General features: G+C 72.6%; 15 protein-coding genes and 1 tRNA gene. 6 read left to right on the forward strand and 10 right to left on the reverse strand.

Features of this window, described 5'->3' with window-relative positions; all coding sequences use genetic code 11:
- Positions 1–38: 38 nt before the first annotated feature.
- On the forward strand, positions 39–1265 hold the full coding sequence (locus tag G6R20_RS11165; protein ID WP_163376469.1) for an aminodeoxychorismate synthase component I: 1227 nt from the start codon (positions 39–41) through the stop codon (positions 1263–1265).
- A gap of 14 nt (positions 1266–1279) precedes the next feature.
- Here G6R20_RS11165 and rsmI read toward each other — a convergent pair whose 3' ends face one another.
- Entirely contained in the window at positions 1280–2119 is an 840-nt protein-coding gene (gene rsmI / locus G6R20_RS11170) for a 16S rRNA (cytidine(1402)-2'-O)-methyltransferase (protein WP_154828314.1), read from the reverse strand.
- Positions 2120–2185: 66 nt separating this feature from the next.
- Here rsmI and G6R20_RS11175 point away from each other — a divergent pair, with 66 nt between their 5' ends.
- Together G6R20_RS11175 and G6R20_RS11180 are read left to right on the forward strand one after the other, a co-directional pair.
- Positions 2186–3697 (forward strand): phospholipid carrier-dependent glycosyltransferase, encoded by a 1512-nt coding sequence (locus G6R20_RS11175; RefSeq protein ID WP_132061688.1) that lies wholly within the window; start codon positions 2186–2188, stop codon positions 3695–3697.
- 183 nt (positions 3698–3880) lie between these two features.
- Positions 3881–4909 (forward strand): mechanosensitive ion channel family protein, encoded by a 1029-nt coding sequence (locus G6R20_RS11180; protein ID WP_163376572.1) that lies wholly within the window; start codon positions 3881–3883, stop codon positions 4907–4909.
- A 37-nt stretch (positions 4910–4946) separates the two neighbouring features.
- Here G6R20_RS11180 and G6R20_RS11185 read toward each other — a convergent pair whose 3' ends face one another.
- The 9 genes from G6R20_RS11185 to G6R20_RS11225 all read right to left on the reverse strand — a co-directional run bounded on the left by G6R20_RS11185 (position 4947) and on the right by G6R20_RS11225 (position 13605).
- On the reverse strand, positions 4947–5345 hold the full coding sequence (locus tag G6R20_RS11185; RefSeq protein WP_096907104.1) for a DoxX family protein: 399 nt from the start codon (positions 5343–5345) through the stop codon (positions 4947–4949).
- A 5-nt stretch (positions 5346–5350) separates the two neighbouring features.
- Positions 5351–6214 (reverse strand): SDR family oxidoreductase, encoded by an 864-nt coding sequence (locus tag G6R20_RS11190; protein ID WP_163376470.1) that lies wholly within the window; start codon positions 6212–6214, stop codon positions 5351–5353.
- A 108-nt stretch (positions 6215–6322) separates the two neighbouring features.
- Positions 6323–7576 carry an NADH:flavin oxidoreductase gene (locus tag G6R20_RS11195; RefSeq protein WP_163376471.1) on the reverse strand — a complete coding sequence of 418 codons (1254 nt, stop codon included), beginning with the start codon at positions 7574–7576 and terminating at the stop codon, positions 6323–6325.
- 200 nt (positions 7577–7776) lie between these two features.
- Positions 7777–9030 carry an alpha/beta hydrolase fold domain-containing protein gene (locus G6R20_RS11200; protein WP_163376472.1) on the reverse strand — a complete coding sequence of 418 codons (1254 nt, stop codon included), beginning with the start codon at positions 9028–9030 and terminating at the stop codon, positions 7777–7779.
- A gap of 124 nt (positions 9031–9154) precedes the next feature.
- Positions 9155–9227, reverse strand: a tRNA-Ala gene (locus tag G6R20_RS11205).
- A gap of 113 nt (positions 9228–9340) precedes the next feature.
- Positions 9341–10567, reverse strand: coding sequence for a gephyrin-like molybdotransferase receptor GlpR (glpR, locus tag G6R20_RS11210; protein ID WP_163376473.1), 1227 nt, complete (start codon positions 10565–10567; stop codon positions 9341–9343).
- 132 nt (positions 10568–10699) lie between these two features.
- Positions 10700–11368, reverse strand: a complete 669-nt coding sequence (locus G6R20_RS11215) for a GNAT family protein (RefSeq protein ID WP_163376474.1) — start codon at positions 11366–11368, stop codon at positions 10700–10702.
- Between the two features lie 13 nt (positions 11369–11381).
- Entirely contained in the window at positions 11382–12641 is a 1260-nt protein-coding gene (gene glp, locus G6R20_RS11220) for a gephyrin-like molybdotransferase Glp (RefSeq protein WP_163376475.1), read from the reverse strand.
- 64 nt (positions 12642–12705) lie between these two features.
- Positions 12706–13605, reverse strand: a complete 900-nt coding sequence (locus G6R20_RS11225; protein ID WP_067713277.1) for a UTP--glucose-1-phosphate uridylyltransferase — start codon at positions 13603–13605, stop codon at positions 12706–12708.
- Here G6R20_RS11225 and G6R20_RS11230 point away from each other — a divergent pair.
- From G6R20_RS11230 to G6R20_RS11240, 3 genes are all read left to right on the forward strand, one after another.
- A complete protein-coding gene (locus tag G6R20_RS11230) occupies positions 13604–14296 on the forward strand; it encodes a 5-formyltetrahydrofolate cyclo-ligase (protein ID WP_240341416.1) in 693 nt (230 codons plus the stop codon). The two genes, G6R20_RS11225 and G6R20_RS11230, sit on opposite strands and share 2 nt — an antisense overlap.
- A 38-nt stretch (positions 14297–14334) precedes the next feature.
- Positions 14335–14712: an FmdB family zinc ribbon protein gene (locus tag G6R20_RS11235; RefSeq protein WP_083249692.1), complete on the forward strand. Its 378-nt coding sequence runs from the start codon at positions 14335–14337 to the stop codon at positions 14710–14712.
- 268 nt (positions 14713–14980) lie between these two features.
- The gene (locus G6R20_RS11240) at positions 14981–15430 is read left to right on the forward strand and encodes a hypothetical protein (protein ID WP_163376476.1); all 450 of its coding nucleotides are present in this window, start codon (positions 14981–14983) and stop codon (positions 15428–15430) included.
- Positions 15431–15499 lie beyond the last annotated feature (69 nt).

Here is a 15499-nt window from a genome sequence, read left to right on the forward strand (position 1 = left end):
GGCGTGGATTCGCCGTCCCGGGGTGGCACGATCGGACGGTGCCCGATTCCACCCCCGCCGTGCCGGCGCTCCTGCGCGCTCTCCACGTGCGGGCGCGGGCCCTCGGGATCGGTCCCCCGGCGGCGTTCCTCGGCGACTGGCGCGACTCCCCGGCGGTGATCATCCCCTCCGTGGACCTGCGGCCGACCCGGCCCGAGCAGGTATTCTCGGTGGACGGCGACCTCGTCGTCGTCGGGTTCCGCTCCTTCCCCGACCACGTACCGGACCACGCCCCTCTCCTGCCCGCGGCGGTCCGCGGCACGGCCACGGGCATGCTCACGCTCGACCCGGACGGCCGGTGGCGGGGCGACGGCACCGCCCCCGACCCGCACGAGGTAATCCGACGGTACGGGCCGCCGTCATCCGGGGGCACCGGGGACACCCGCGGCGATGGGGACGAGGGGGACGACGACGAGCTCGGCATCCCCCTCACCTGGGCCGTCCCCGACCGTCGCGCACACAGACGTGCCGTGGTCGACTGCCTCGAGGCGATCCGCGCCGGCGAGGTCTACCAGACCTGCCTGAGCACCCGCCTCGACGGCAGGCTCCGCGCGGACCCACTCGAGACCTTCCTCTCCCTGGCCCGCCGCGCCCCCGCCGCGCGGTCGGCGTACCTCGAGGGCGAGTGGGGCGCGGTACTGGCCTTCTCCCCCGAGGAGTTCCTCGTGCGCACCGGCGACGACGTCCGCACCAGCCCCATCAAGGGCACGGTGCCCGCCGACCGGGACCCCGCCCAGCTCCTCGCCTCCGCCAAGGACGTCGCGGAGAACATCATGATCGTCGACCTCGCGCGCAACGACCTCGGACGAGTGGCGGACGTGGGTTCGGTGAGGGTGTCCGAACTACTCGCCGTCCGTCCCGCGCCCGGCGTCCACCACCTGGTCTCCACCGTCACGGCGCGCACCTCGGTGGACCACGACGCCCTCGTGGCCGCCACCTTCCCGCCCGCGTCGGTCACCGGCACCCCCAAGCAGCGTGCCCGGGAACTCATCGCCGGCTGGGAGTCGCGGTCCCGCGGCCTGCACTGCGGCACCTACGGGTTCGCGACCGCCGACACCCTCGACCTGGCGGTGGCCATCCGCACCCTCGAGGTGGCGCCGGACGGCCGCTGCGAACTCGGGGTGGGCGGCGGGATCACCATCGACTCCGACCCGGACGCCGAATGGGACGAATGCGTGCACAAGGCGGCGTTCACCTGGGGCGGCGGTCCCGCGCCCTGGCTCTGAGCCGCCGTGCCCCCTCAGGCGCGTGAGTCGAGCACGGCCTGGTAGAGGTCCCGCTTGGTCACCGCCGACCCCTCGGCCACGGCGGCGCAGGCGTCCTTGAGCCGCTCCCCCGCCTCGACCCGCTCCTCGACGATCTCCACGAGGTCCTCGACAGTGGCGGTCGACCCGGCGGCGTCGGCCCCCTCGACCACCACGACGATCTCCCCCAGCACGCCGCCGGCGGTCCGCTCGGCCAGCTCGCCCAGGGTCCCGCGCAGGACCTCCTCATAGGTCTTGGTCAACTCCCGGCACACCGCCGCCCGGCGGTCCGCGCCCAGGACCTGCGCCGCCTCGGCGAGCGTGTCGGCCAGGCGGTGCGGGGACTCGAAGAACACACACGTGCGCTCCTCGGTCGCCAGCCGGGCCAACCACGTCCGGCGTCGGCCCGGGCGCCGCGGCGGGAACCCGTCGAAGCAGAAGCGGTCGACCGGCAGCCCGCTGAGCACCAACGCCGTGGTGACCGCCGACGGACCCGGCAGACACGTCACCGGGAGCCCGGCCTCGATGCACGCCACGACCAGGGAGTACCCCGGGTCCGACACCGCCGGCATCCCCGCGTCGGTCACCACCGCCACCACGTCCCCGGCGCGGACCCGCTCGACCAACTGGGGCACACGACCGGCCTCGTTGTGCTCGAAGAAACTCATCACCCGGCCCCCGATGGTCACCCCGAGAGCCGTCGAGAGGGAACGCAGCCGGCGGGTGTCCTCCGCGGCCACGATGTCGGCGGTCGCCAGGACCTGCCGCAGCCGGTCCGAGGCGTCAGCCGGGTTCCCGATGGGGGTGGCCGCCAACACGACACGTCCGGACGTCATGACGACCACCCTATCGGTGGCCGGGCGCATCCCCGCCCGGCGTACGGCCCCCACTATGCTCTGCCTGTGACCTCGACCATCGGCGTGCGCTCACCAGGACGCCCGCTGCCCTCCCCCGACACCGGTCCGGTCGACACGACCCGCGACCTGATCGCCACCGGCGTCATCCTGGTCCTGGCGTTCCTCTCCCGCTTCTGGGGCCTGACCTCGGCCACGGACAAGGGCACCCCGGTCTTCGACGAGAAGCACTACGCACCGCAGTCGTACAACGTCGCCCAGCTCGGCATCGAGGAGAATCCCGCCTACGGCCTGGTCGTCCACCCGCCCGTCGCCAAGCAGATCCAGTCCATCGGCGGCATGCTCTTCGACTACTCCCCCCTGGGCTGGCGGTTCACCGCGGCCCTGGCCGGGGTGCTCGTGGTGCTCATGGTCATGCGCATCACCCGGCGCCTGACCCGGTCCACCCAGCTCGGCCTCGTCGCCGGGCTGCTGCTGTGCCTCGACGGCGTCAGCTTCGTGACCTCCCGCATCGGCATGCTGGACATCTACCAGGTGCTCTTCGTCGTCGCGGCCGCCGGCGCCCTGTTGGTGGACCGCGACCAGATGCGCGCCCGCATGCACCGGACCGCCCTCGAGGGCAGGCTCCACCTGTCGAGCCTGGGACCGCGACTGGGATTCCGCTGGTGGCGCTTCACAGCCGGCGTCATGCTGGGCCTCGCCCTCGGGGTCAAGTGGTCCGGCCTGTACTTCATCGCCTTCTTCGGTGTGATGACCGTGGCGTGGGACTGGGCTCTGCGCAGCCGTTACGGGGTCCAGCGCCCCCTCGCGGGCGCACTGCTGCGCGACGCGGTGCCGGCCTTCCTCACCCTCGTCCTCTGGCCGGCGATCCTCCACATGTTCACGTGGCTGCCCTGGTTCGCGAACGAGAACTCCGTGTACCGGCACGTCGTGGGCGACGAGGTCGAGGACAACTGGCTGCCCGACTCGGTGCAGTCGTGGCTGTACTACCAGTCGTCGGTCCTGGACTTCCACTCCACGCTGACCACCTCCGCCGGGAACCGACACCCCTGGGAGTCCAAGCCGTGGACCTGGCCCATGAGCCTGCGACCGATGCTCTACTACGTCGAGCAGGGCGAGGGCATCGCCGGCTGTGGGGAGACCTCGTGCGTCCGCGCGATCATGCTCCTGGGGACCCCCGCCATCTGGTGGCTGGCCGTCCCCGTCCTGGCGTGGGCGTTCTGGCGCGCAGTCATCTGCCGTGACGGCCGCTACGCGTTCCCACTGGTGGGCTACATGGCCGGCTATCTGCCGTGGTTCTTCCAGCACGACCGCCAGATGTATTTCTTCTACGCCTCGGTCATGGCGCCGTTCTTCGTCATGATGATCGCGCTCGTGTTGGGCGAGATCGCCGGCAGGGCCACCGACTCCCCCCGGCGGCAACTCATCGGTCGTGCGATCGTCAGCCTGTACCTCGCGCTGGTCGTGGTGAACTTCATCTACGCGCTGCCCATCCTCTCGGGGATGCCCATCACCCAGACCGAGTGGAGTCACCAGCTCTGGCTACCTTCCTGGCGCTAGCGCAGTCGCCCCCGCGAGGTCCCCACCCGCACGTGGATCCCGCCCCCTGAGCATGTGCTGATCACCGGCTCGGCGCCGTCTGATCCCCGCGCCCCGCGGCCGGGGACGAGGTGTCGCAGACGGTGTGCGGTCAGTACCGTCGCGGCAGTGAACGAGCTATCCCTTCCCTTCGCCGATCTCCCGATGAGCGACGTGACCCAACAGTGGCTGGTCGAGAAGCCGGTCATGATCGCCCTGTACCTCGTGCTGGCGCTGCTGGTGCGGTGGGTGCTCCACCGGGGCATCGACCGGATCACCGCCCCGTCGAAGAACGCGTCCCCGTCCTCGTGGCGGCGCCGCCGACAGGAACGGGCCGACCGGCGCGCCGACGCGCACACGGTCGAACTCGACCCCGACGGCGACCGCGGTGAGGTCACCGCCGACGAGAGTGGCGGTCTCACCGCCGCGAGTCTGAAGAAGAACAGTCGACGACGCTCCGCGGAGCACGTGCGGACCGAGCATCGACGCGCGGAACGGCGGGCACAGCGGATGGCCACCATCGGGTCGGTGCTCAAGTCGATCGTCTCGTTCGCCGTGCTCGTGTGGGTGGTGCTGCAGACCCTGGCCATCGTCGGCGTCAACGTGGCGCCCTTCATCGCGTCCGCCGGGATCGTCGGCGTCGCGCTGGGCTTCGGCGCCCAGGCCCTCGTCCGGGACTTCCTCTCCGGTCTGTTCATGCTCTTCGAGGACCAGTACGGCGTCGGTGACTGGGTCGACCTGGGCGAGGCCGAGGGCACGGTCGAGCACGTGGGACTGCGCGTCACCTCACTGCGGGACCTGCACGGGACGCTCTGGTACTGCCGCAACGGCGACATCGCCCGGGTCGGGAACTACAGCCAGGACTTCGGCGTCGCGTTCCTCGAGATCCCCGTGTCCTACACCGCCGACGTCGACCGGGCGTGCACCGTGGCCATCGAGACCGCCAGGCAGGCGGCGGCCGAGGAGCCGATCGCGTCGAACCTCATCTCGGGCCCGGAGCTCCAGGGCGTGAACGCGCTGGACGCGGACTTCTGGTCCCTGCGGATGACCGCGGTGACGCAGGCCAACACCCAGTGGGCCACCGAGCGGGAGCTGCGGCGCCGCATCCGCAACGCCTTCGACGAGGCCGGCATCGACGCCCCGTACCCGGACGGCCTCCCGGTGTCCGCGATGCGCGCGATGGCCTCGGGGTGAGGCCCGGGCGGCGACAGCCGTTCCCGCCCGGTCGGCGCTAGCCGCCCAGCACCCTGTCGATGCTGAACCGGCCGGCGCCGACCGCCGCCACGAGCAGCGCCCCCACCCCGAGCGCCACCACGAGCTCCCAGCCGTTCTGCGTGATGAACGGGCCGTTGGTGGCGTGGACGAAGTAGAACGCGCCGGCCATGTCCACGCCGAGCAGGATGCCCGCGAGCGGGGTGAGAAGCCCGGCGATGAGGGCGGCCCCCGCCACCAACTCCACCCCGGCGACGATCGCGGCGGTGACGGCCGGCTGCGGGATGCCGTAGCTCGAGAACTGCTCGGCCACCCGGCTCAGGCCGAGGGTGAAGAACTTCTGCCACCCGTGGGCCGCGAACACCACCCCGAGCCCGACACGGGCCAGGAGGATCGCGGCGTCCCGGAGGGTCTCCATCCCCCTCACGGGAGGATGCCCCGGCCGGCCTTGGCGAGTCGGCGGTGGAGGGCCGTCATCGCGATCCGGTAGAGCGGCGGGGCGAACTTCTGCGCGGCGAAGCCGATGCGGACGTCCGGGGAGGTGTAGACGAGGTAGCGCCCCTTGCGCACGCCCTCGAGCATCTTCTCGGCGGCCTGGTCCGGGGTGACCGCGTGGCGCCGGAACTGGTCGACGGTCCTGGCCACCTCGGGATCGGACCTGTCGACGCCCGCGATCTCGACGGACTCCACGAGCGGGGTGTCGACGCCGCCGGGGCAGACGAGGTGCACGCCGATGTCGTACGGCGCCAGGTCGAAGCGCAGGACCTCGGCGACGCCGCGGATCCCGAACTTGGCGGCACTGTAGGCGGCGTGCCACGGCAGGCCGAGCAGACCGGCGGCGGACGAGACCAGGACGAGCGCGGCGGGCTTGCGGGCGGTCATCATCGCGGGCACGAACGCCTCCACCACGTGGATGGTGCCCATGAGATTGACCTCGACCATCGACCGCCAGATCCGGTGCTCGAGCAGATCCGGGCGGCCCCAGGCCGAGTTGCCGGCCACGTGGAAGATCGCGTCGGGCGCACCGCTGTCGGCCACGACGCGCTCCCCGAACGCCATCACGGCCTCGTGGTCGGTGAGATCGAGCGCCTCGGCCACGAGCACGGGCGCACCGGCGTCCCGGCAGGCCTGCTCGGCGGAGGCCAGCCCCTCGGCGTTGAGGTCGGTGAGCACCAAGCGGGCGCCCTCATCCGCGAGCCGGAGGGCCGCCGCGCGACCGATCCCGCTGGCCGCGCCGGTCACCACGCAGACCCTGCCCCGGTAGTTCTTGATCCGTCGCCTCGACATCTACTCCCCCACGTCCGGGCCCGGATCGAAAAGCGGCGGGCCACCCGATGTGATCACCGTAGCGGCCCGACGGGGCACGTGAGGCGGGGACGGGCGGGCGCGTCCGCTCTACACGGGTGGCGTGGGGCTCGTCGCCTGGAGGGTGTCGTGGCCGCCGCGGGCGGGGATCGGCGGGACGTACTCGCGCAGCACGCAGCGGCTGCCGCTGTAGATGGTGGCCATACAGCGGTTGCAGTGCACGCAGAGCGACCGACGCCGGTCGTCCTCCTTGAGCTTGTTGGGCAGGTCGGGCTCACGCAGGAGGCCTCGGCCAATGGCGACGAACTCGAAACCGGCCCCCATCGCCTTGTCGATGGACGGCCGGTCGACGATCCCGCCGAGCAGCATCATCGGCAGGTCCACGGCCTCGCGGATCTGCCGGGCGTCGTCGAACATGTACGCGTCGGTGTACGGGTACTCCTTGAACATCTTCGGACCCACGACCTTCATGCCCATCTTGATCACCGCGGGCTGGGTGGCGGCGAACTCCTCCAGGGGCGCGGCGCCCTTGAACAGGTAGATGGGGTTGAGCAGGGAGCTGCCGACTGTCATCACCAGCGCGTCGGCGGAGCCGTCCTGCTCGAGCCACTGGGCGACCTGGCGGGCCTCGTCGATCCAGAACCCGCCGGGCACCCCGTCGTCCATGTTGAGCTTGATGGTCACCGTGATCTTGTCGCCCATGGCGTCACGGATGGCGCGGGCGATGCGCCGTGCAAAGCGGGCGCGATTCTCCAGCGATCCACCGTAGGAGTCCTTGCGCCGGTTGAGTTTGGGGCTGAGGAACTCGCTGACGAGGTAGTTGTGACCGAAGTGCACCTCGATGGCGTCGAAACCGGCCTCATACGCACCGCGGGCGGCGCGGACGTGGTCGGACACGATCCGGTCGATGTCCGCCTCCGTGCACGCCTTGGTGATCGCCAGGCCGGTGGGCGCCGGGATCCGGGACGGCCCGAGCGGGGGCAGCCCGTTGGACGACCCGTTGGCGACGGCCCCGGCGTGACCGACCTGGGCGGAGATCGCGGCGCCCTCGGCGTGCACGGCGTCGGTGAGCTTGCGCAGCATGCCACCGTCGTCCATTCCCCAGTGGTATTGGTGCTTGTCGGTGCGGCCCTCGGGGGAGGTTGCGAGGTAGGCCACGGTCGTCATGCCCACGCCGCCGCGCGCGTACTCGGCGTGGAACTCGATGAGCTCGTCGGTGATGCGCCCCTTGGGACAGCGCCCCTCGAAGGTCGCGGCCTTGACGATGCGGTTGCGCAGCGTCACGTTGCCGATCTTGCCGGGGCTGAAGACATCGGGTGCGGGTGTTCCGGGCGCGAGACTCATGAGCAGAACTATAACCTGTTCCACCCGCCCCGTCCCCTGTCTGGCCAGCGCATTTGTCGTGATTCGCCGCAGGCACCCTACGCCGGGCGGCGCTACCGCCCGCCACCTGCAGACCATAGGTTGGCCTTACCCGCTTCAGACGCCCGCACCGATCTCCACGAGCAATACGCCGCAGGCGGTCGTCACGATCCCCGACCCCATCAGTCCTCCCGTCGGGGATCCGAGGCACCGCCGACCGCGCTCCCGATGTGGACCGCGAGCACGGCCAGCGCTGAGGCGCCCTCCGGGGTGCCCGCCACGACCGGGAAGCAATGGATCATCCCGGGCCAGACCCTCAGGTCGATCGTCGCGCCACGCGAGCGACTGGCCTCGACGAAGCGGCGGACGTCGTCGACCACGAAGTCGTCGCCGCCGCACACGATCGCGGTCGGTGGCGCCGACGCGTCGAGGGGGCGCCGGGCGGGTGAGACCCCCGGGTCGTCGACCGGGACGTTCCCGGCATAGGCGTCGCGACAGGCGCGGGCCAGCCTCGGCGGCGTGCGCGGGTCGAACGCGCCACTCCACCGGGCCGCGCCGGCCTGCCGCCCCGGGCCGGTGCGCCCGGCCAGGTCGACCCAGGGGCTGACCAACGCCAGGGCGGCCGGACGCTCCCCACTGCGGCGGAGGCGGTCGAGCAGCCCGAGGGCGAGGGCGCCGCCCGCGGAGTCCCCGGCGACGGCGACCCGCGCTGCGCCACCGACACGCTCGGCGAGATGACGGAACGCCACCTCGGCGTCGTCGAGGGCGGCCGGGTACCGGTGCTCGGGCGCGAGTCGGTAGTCGGGGACGTAGGCGGTCGATCCGGACAGCCGGGCGAGCGTGGTCGCCATGGTGGCGTGCGTGTCCGCTGAGCCGGCGACATAGCCACCACCGTGCAACACGAGCAGCCCCGGGGCATCCGCCGGCCCGTCGATCCAGAGCCCGGGGACGGGAGCATCGTCGGCCGGTCGGGCCACCCGGCGGGATCCCGTGGCCCGCGACGCGCCCGTGGCCACCGCGCGCATCGCCCGGATCCACCTCCGGTCGAACGGTGCGATGGTCAGCACGGGGCGGATGACCAGCTGTAGGCCGAGGCGTTGGAGGCATGCCGGGAGACTCGGCCGACGGGTGAGCGTGATCCGACGGTCGGCCTCGGTGACCAGACGACGCGCCAGCAGGGCGACGAGCGCCGCGATGACACGGGCGACGACCGTGCCGACGACCCGATCGGACGTCCGGATGGAGCACTCCCACTCGAGCTCGCCACCACCGCCGGGCAGGGCGCGCACGGTGACGGCGCCGGGGTGACGTCGGCCGAGCCCGCGCAACAGCGCAGGCGCCCACTCCTGCCACCGCGCGGCGTCGGAGGCGAGGGAGAGCACGTCACCGGGCTCGGCCGAGAAGCGCTCGACGATCGTGAAGGAGTGAACGGCCACTGCCCCAGCTCACCACAGCGCCGACTCACCACAGCGCCAACTCACCACAGCGCCAACTCACCACAAAGCGGAAAGGCCGTCCCCGCTTGCGCGGAAACGGCCTTGAGAACTCGTAGTCCTTGGGTGGAGCTAAGGGGAATCGAACCCCTGACCTTCTCGATGCGAACGAGACGCGCTACCAACTGCGCTATAGCCCCTCGCCGCCCTGGCGGGCGACGTTGTCACTCTCTCAGGCGACGGTGCCGCCCTCTCGAGCAGCGTGGAATACCTTACCAGGATGGTCGGTCCCCCGACCAAACCGGGCCGTCGATCACCCCACGGCGCGCCGCAGCGGTGCGTGCTGCCGGCGCCGGTGATCGTGGTGCCCGGGGTCGGAATCCAGGTGATCGTCGAACGTATCGAGGACGTCGAACGCCGGGTCCTCGTCGTCGATCTCCAGCACGACCGCACCGGGACGCCGCAGGCGGGGCGGCACCACGGACAGCTCGTCGTCCTCGCGGGACTCCACACCGAGCCGGGCGCGACGCATCCTCTCGACGCGGCGGCGGCGCAGGCTCTCCTCGAGTTTGACCTGGCGGCGCAGGTAGGTCAGGTAGGCGGCGAGCAGCAGGACGGAGCCTCCGGCGAACCACCAGACGGCGGGCACGGTGAGCAGCGCGGCGATCACGGTGACGACGGACAGCGCCACGAGAATGAGCGCGGTGCGCTGGCGCGCGTGGGCCCGCTGCTCGGCGGCCTCGCGGTCCGCCATCGGGTCGTAGGCCCCGCGCCCGCGACGCCGCTCGGCGAAGCTCAGATCGGCGTCGGTGAGCTCGACCTCGGGCTCGGCCGGGCGTCGGCGCCCACGATGGGTGAGCACGGCCTCCTCGTCGATGCCCGCGGCGTCCTCGGCGTGATCGGTCCGAGCCGCGGTCCGCTCCCCCGCCGTGCCCTCGACGAGCTCGCCGTCGACGACCACCGGTCGCCGGGTCTCGTCGTCCGCCTCCGCGCCCGACACGTCCGAGTCCGTGGCCGCCGCGCCCATGCCGTTCGAGCGGAGGTCGCCGACCCGGGCGCCCACGACCGAGGCGGACCGCTCGTCGACCGACGCGACCGCCCTGGCCGGGTCGTACTCGTCGGCCACGGGCACAGCCGGGATCTCGGAGGTGACCTCCTCGGCGGCCGGGTCCCCGGCCACCGCGGCGCGCCGCTCCTCCATCGCCCGGCGGACGGCCTCGCCCCGGCGGCCGGCGGCCTCACGGCGCAGGGTCTGCTCGAGCAGGTGCTCCCACGTCTCGGTGTCGAGCAACTCGGCGTCCGTCGCGCCCGCCCCGGAGGGCAGACCGAAGAGGGAGTCCTCGTCCTCGGCCTGGACCGGGTCGGCGGCGGCACGGCCACGACTGGGTACCAGTCGGCCGGAACCGCCGGAGTAGAGCGTGCGCGTCTGGGCCAGTGCGTCACCGGTGCGGCGGATGGGATTCCGCGACCGGATGAGCATCGGCGCGAGGACGAACAGCCAGACCACCACCAGCAGGATGATCAGCAGCGAGCTCGACATCGATCAGGCCTCCTCGAGCGTCTACCCCGACACGGGACGTCGTGGTGAGGTCCCAACCGTATCGGGGCCCGAGCCCCGTCCAGTGACGGCGCGCCGCAGGTCACGATGCTCAGGACATACTCAGACGCGCGGTCACGCGCGTCGCGCCAGACCCGCCTGCACCAGAGCCGCGACGGCGCCCCGGCCGTGCTCCTCGCGGGTCCGTGCCACCAGGAGATGATCGCGCCACGCCCCGTCGACGTGGAGGTAGCGCCGCAGCAGCCCCTCCTCGCGGAAACCGCACCGGTCCAGCACCACGCGGCTGGCGGTGTTCTCCGGCCGGACGGTGGCGTCGACCCGGTGCAGTGCTCCCGGACCCAACGCGTGGTCGACACCCAGCGCCAGGGCGGCCGTGGCCACCCCGCCACCGAGGAAGGGTCGCCCCACCCAGTAGCCGATCCAGCCGGAGTGCAGCGCGCCGCGGACGATCCCGCCCACGGTGAGCTGCCCGCAGAAGCGGCCGTCCAACTCGATGGCGGCGGCCAGGCTCGCGCCGGCGCGGGCGTAACGCTTGAGCTGGGCGTGGATGGGGGGCCAGGCGCGCGCGGAGTTGTTCTCGTGCCAGCGCCCCTCGACGGTGGGCTCCCACGGTTCGAGGTGGTCCCGCTCGAACAACCGCAGCGCCGCCCAGTCCCGGGCGTCGCGGCGGCGGACCGGGCGCAAGGTCACGACCCCTGCGCGCACCCGCACCGGCCCGGCCTCGATCGGCCACCCGGGGCGGGTCACCGTGTCGGCGGCGAACGCGCTCCACGGTCCGCTCACGTCGCCGGCCCGGTCACCCGCGCTGGGCGAGGAACATCACGTCGACCTCGTCACCCGTACGCACCGCGGTGACGCCGGGGTCGATCACGACGAGGCAGTTCGCCTCCGCCAGCGAGGCCAGCAGGTGGGTGGACGACCCCTGGGCGCCGCCGAGGGCGCGGACCAGGTACTCGCCGGTGTCGGTGTCGCGCATCAGTTGTCCGCGCAGGTAGCCGCGCCGACCCTCGACCGACGAGATCGGCGCGACGGTCCGTGCGCGGACGGTGCGGCGCATGGGCTGGCGCTTGCCGAGGGCGATCCGGATGAGTGGGCGGACCATGATCTCGAAGACCACCAGGGCGCTGACCGGGTTGGACGGCAGGAGGAAGGTGGGGGCCTCGTCGCGTCCGAGCCGCCCGAACCCCTGGACCGACCCAGGATGCATCGCCACCCGGTTGACCTCGATCTGGCCGAGCTCGGCCATGACCTGGCGGATGCGGGTGGTCGCCTCACCGCCGGCGGCGCCCGAGACCACGACGAGCTCGCTGCGCACGAGTTGACCCTCGAGGACCTCGCGCAGGCGGGACGGTTCGGTACTGGCGATGCCCACGCGGTGGACGTCGGCGCCGGCGTCCCGGCCGGCCGCGGTGAGGGCGTAGGAGTTGACGTCGTAGACCTGTCCGGTGCCGGGCCGGCCGTCGACGTCGACGAGTTCGTCGCCGACGGAGATGACCGCCATCCGTGGCTTGGGGTGCACCAATACCTTCGCGCGCCCGACCGAGGCGAGCAGGCCGACCTGCGCCGGTCCGATGATGCTGCCCGCGCGCACCGCCACGTCCCCGGGCTGCACGTCGTCGCCGACCCGTCGGACGTAGTCCCCGGTGCGGACGGCGCGGGAGGGGGTGATGTGACGCCCGTCGGCGGTGGCCCATCCGATCGGCAGGACCGCGTCCGCGAGCGTGGGCAGCGGCGCGCCGGTGTCCACCCGGACGGTCTGGCCGGGCTGGAGGCGGGTCGGCTGGCGGGATCCCGCGGTGATCTGACCGACCACGGGCAGTGTCGCCGGTCCGGCCGGGCCGTCCCCGCCCTGGGCGGTGGACCCGCCGGCGCGCACGTCGACGCTGCGCACCGCGTACCCGTCGATGGCGGCCTGGTCGAACGCCGGCAGCGGCCGTTCCGCGACGACCTCCTCGGCGCACAACAAGCCTTGCGCCTCGGAGATCGCCACACGGACCGGGCGCGGGGCGACCGCGGCCGCCGTCACCAGCGCCAGCTGTTCCTCGACGGAGCGCACCCAGTGTCCCCTTCCCGTACCAGTCACCGCCCGCCGAGCGGGCCCGCCTCACCTACGGTGCTCGTCAGGAACCCAGTCGGTCCGAGAGCCACTCGCGGAGATCGTCCGCGTACGCCGGGTTGTCCAGAGCGAAGTCCACGCAGGCCTTGATGTAGCCGCCCGGGTTGCCCAGGTCGTGCCGCGTACCGTCGTGGACCACCACGTGCACGGGGTGTCCCTCGCCGATGAGCAGGTCGATCGCGTCGGTGAGCTGGAGCTCGCCTCCGGCACCCGGCTCGATCCGGCGCAGCGCGTCGAAGATCGCCCGGTCGAGCACGTACCGCCCGGCCGCGGCGAGGTTGGACGGAGCGTCCTCGGCGGCGGGCTTCTCGACCATGCCGAGCACCTTCTTCACCGACGGGTCATCGGTGTCCTCGACCCGGAACACGCCGTAGGACGACACGTCCTCCGGATCCACCTCGAACGCGCACAGCACGCTGCCGCCGCGGGCCGCGCGGACCGCCGACATCCGGCCGAGGATCCCGAACGGCAGGACGAGGTCGTCCGGCAGCAGCACGGCCACCGCCTTCTCCTCGTCGCCGAGCACCGACTCCACCTGCGCGACCGCGTGACCGAGCCCCAGCGGCTCGTCCTGGCGCACGTCCACGACCTCGATGAGCCCGGGGGCGCGCTGGACCTTGTGCAGCAGGACGTCCTTGCCGCGGTCGGACAGCGTGTCCTCGAGGACCTGGTCCTCGGAGAAGTGCGCCATCACGCCGACCTTGCGCTCGGAGGTGACGATCGCGAGTCGGCCGGCGCCGGCCTCGGTGGCCTCCTCGGCGATGAGCTCGATGCCCGGGGTGTCCACGACCGGTAGCAGTTCCTTGGGCACCGTCTTGGTGGCGGGCAGGAACCTGGTCCCCAGGCCGGCCGCCGGCACGACGGCGGTCCGGAACTGCGGGTCGACAGAGGTACTGGACGTCATGGCGACCACCATAGACCTCGCACCCGCCCCCTCGGGGTGGCGCCACGCGCGGCAGACTGGGGTCATGCAGTCCGACCGGCCCGATCGTACCGACGAGACCGTCGCCCTCTCGGTCGACAAGACGCGGTTGCGCCGCGAGGCCCTCGATCGCCGGGCCGCGGTGCCGGCGCCGGTGCGCGCCGAACGCGACCGGAGGATCCTCGGGCGCCTGGGGGGCGTCGTCACCGCCGGGATGGTGGTCTGCGCGTACGTCCCCGACGACGACGAGGCCGGCGGACGGGGTCTGGCCGAGGAACTCACCCGGTGCGGTGCGCGGGTGTTCCTGCCGGTCTCGCCGGTGGTCGGCCCGTTGCAGTGGGCGGCGTACGCGGGGCCGGCGGACCTGGTCCCGGGACGGTTCGGCATCCCCGTCCCGTCGGCCCCGCCCGCAGGGCCGGAGTTCATCTCGGGTGCCGATCTCGTCCTCGTCCCCGCCGTCGCCGTGGACCGGTCCGGGAACCGGCTCGGCCGGGGCGGTGGCTACTACGACCGGTCCCTCGCGTTGACCGGCCCGCGCACGAGGATGCTCGCGCTGCTGGACTCCGAGAACGTCGTCGACCACGTCCCCGCCGAGCCACACGACCGGCCGGTCGACGGCGTCATCACCCCGGAGGCGGTTCTCGACTTCGGAACTTGGCACTCGCCGGAGTAGAGTGCCAAGGCGTTATCCGATACTCCTCGGGAGGCCCGATGCCCACCTACTCCTACCGGTGCCGCGACTGCGACGTCGCCTTCGACATCCAGCAGTCCTTCGACGAGGACTCGCTGACGGTCTGCCCCCGGTGCGACGGCACGCTGCGCAAGCTCTTCAACACGGTCGGCGTCGTCTTCAAGGGCTCCGGCTTCTACCGCACCGACAGCCGGGCCTCCGGCGACAGCGGCTCGGTCGGCAAGGGATCGGCCGGCAAGGGATCGGGCGGCAGTTCGTCCGGCAGCGGTTCCTCGGGCTCCGGCTCGTCGGACAGTAGCTCCTCGACGTCCGGCTCCTCGGGATCCGGCTCGGGCTCCGGCTCCGGCGCATCCACCGGCTCGGGCTCCTCCTCGGGGTCGTCGACCTCGTCGTCGTAACCGGCACCGTCGTCACCGGCGCCGTAGTCACCGGCACCGCCGTCGTCACCGGCCGCGTCACCGCCGCCCCCGGCCGGGGCACCGCCCGCCGGTTCTGCCCGCCGGTTATCCACACCCCCGGCCGTCTCCACAGACGTCGCACCCCAGCGCGCCCGGGGCGGCATGGCCGACCCACCGCGCCGCTACGGTCTGATCGACACGGCACCGGCCCGCCCGGCGCCCACCGATCCGGCGCTCGAGTCGAGCGCACCGACCGACGGGGGACCCCATGCGCCGCACCATCGCCTCGGTGACCACACCCGGGCGGTGGCGGCGGCGCCGCGCGGTTCGAATCGGGCTCGCGGCCGCACTCGTGGTGGCCGCCCCGTTCGTGGACCGATCCGGCGCCCAGGACCCGGCGGAACCCACCGCCCCGGCCGCCGCCGCGGGGCCCGGCGACGATCCCGCTCGCGGACCGGTCCGGGTGGTGCCCGTCCCGCTCGCCGACCCCACCGTGGCCGATCTGCTCCGTCCCGGCGACCTGGTCGACCTCGTCGGGACCGCCGAAATCGTCCCGGGGCAGTCGCCCGCGCTCATCGCCCACGCCGCCCGGGTACGGGACGCCCCCGTGGGGCGGTCGGGCGCCCGCTCGATCCTCGTCGAGGTCCCCGAGACCGACGCCGCCCGCCTCGCCGCGACGGCCGCCGGGACCCCGCTGGCCGTCGTGGTCCACGGTTGAGTTGCGCGGAAGCGGCACGGCCGGCTGGTATCCTCGCCGAATCCGGTGAAACGACCGTTTTGGGAAGGT

It is taken from the genome of Dietzia sp. Alg238-R159 (genome assembly GCF_900537145.1).
In the GTDB taxonomy this organism is placed as follows: domain Bacteria; phylum Actinomycetota; class Actinomycetes; order Mycobacteriales; family Mycobacteriaceae; genus Dietzia; species Dietzia kunjamensis.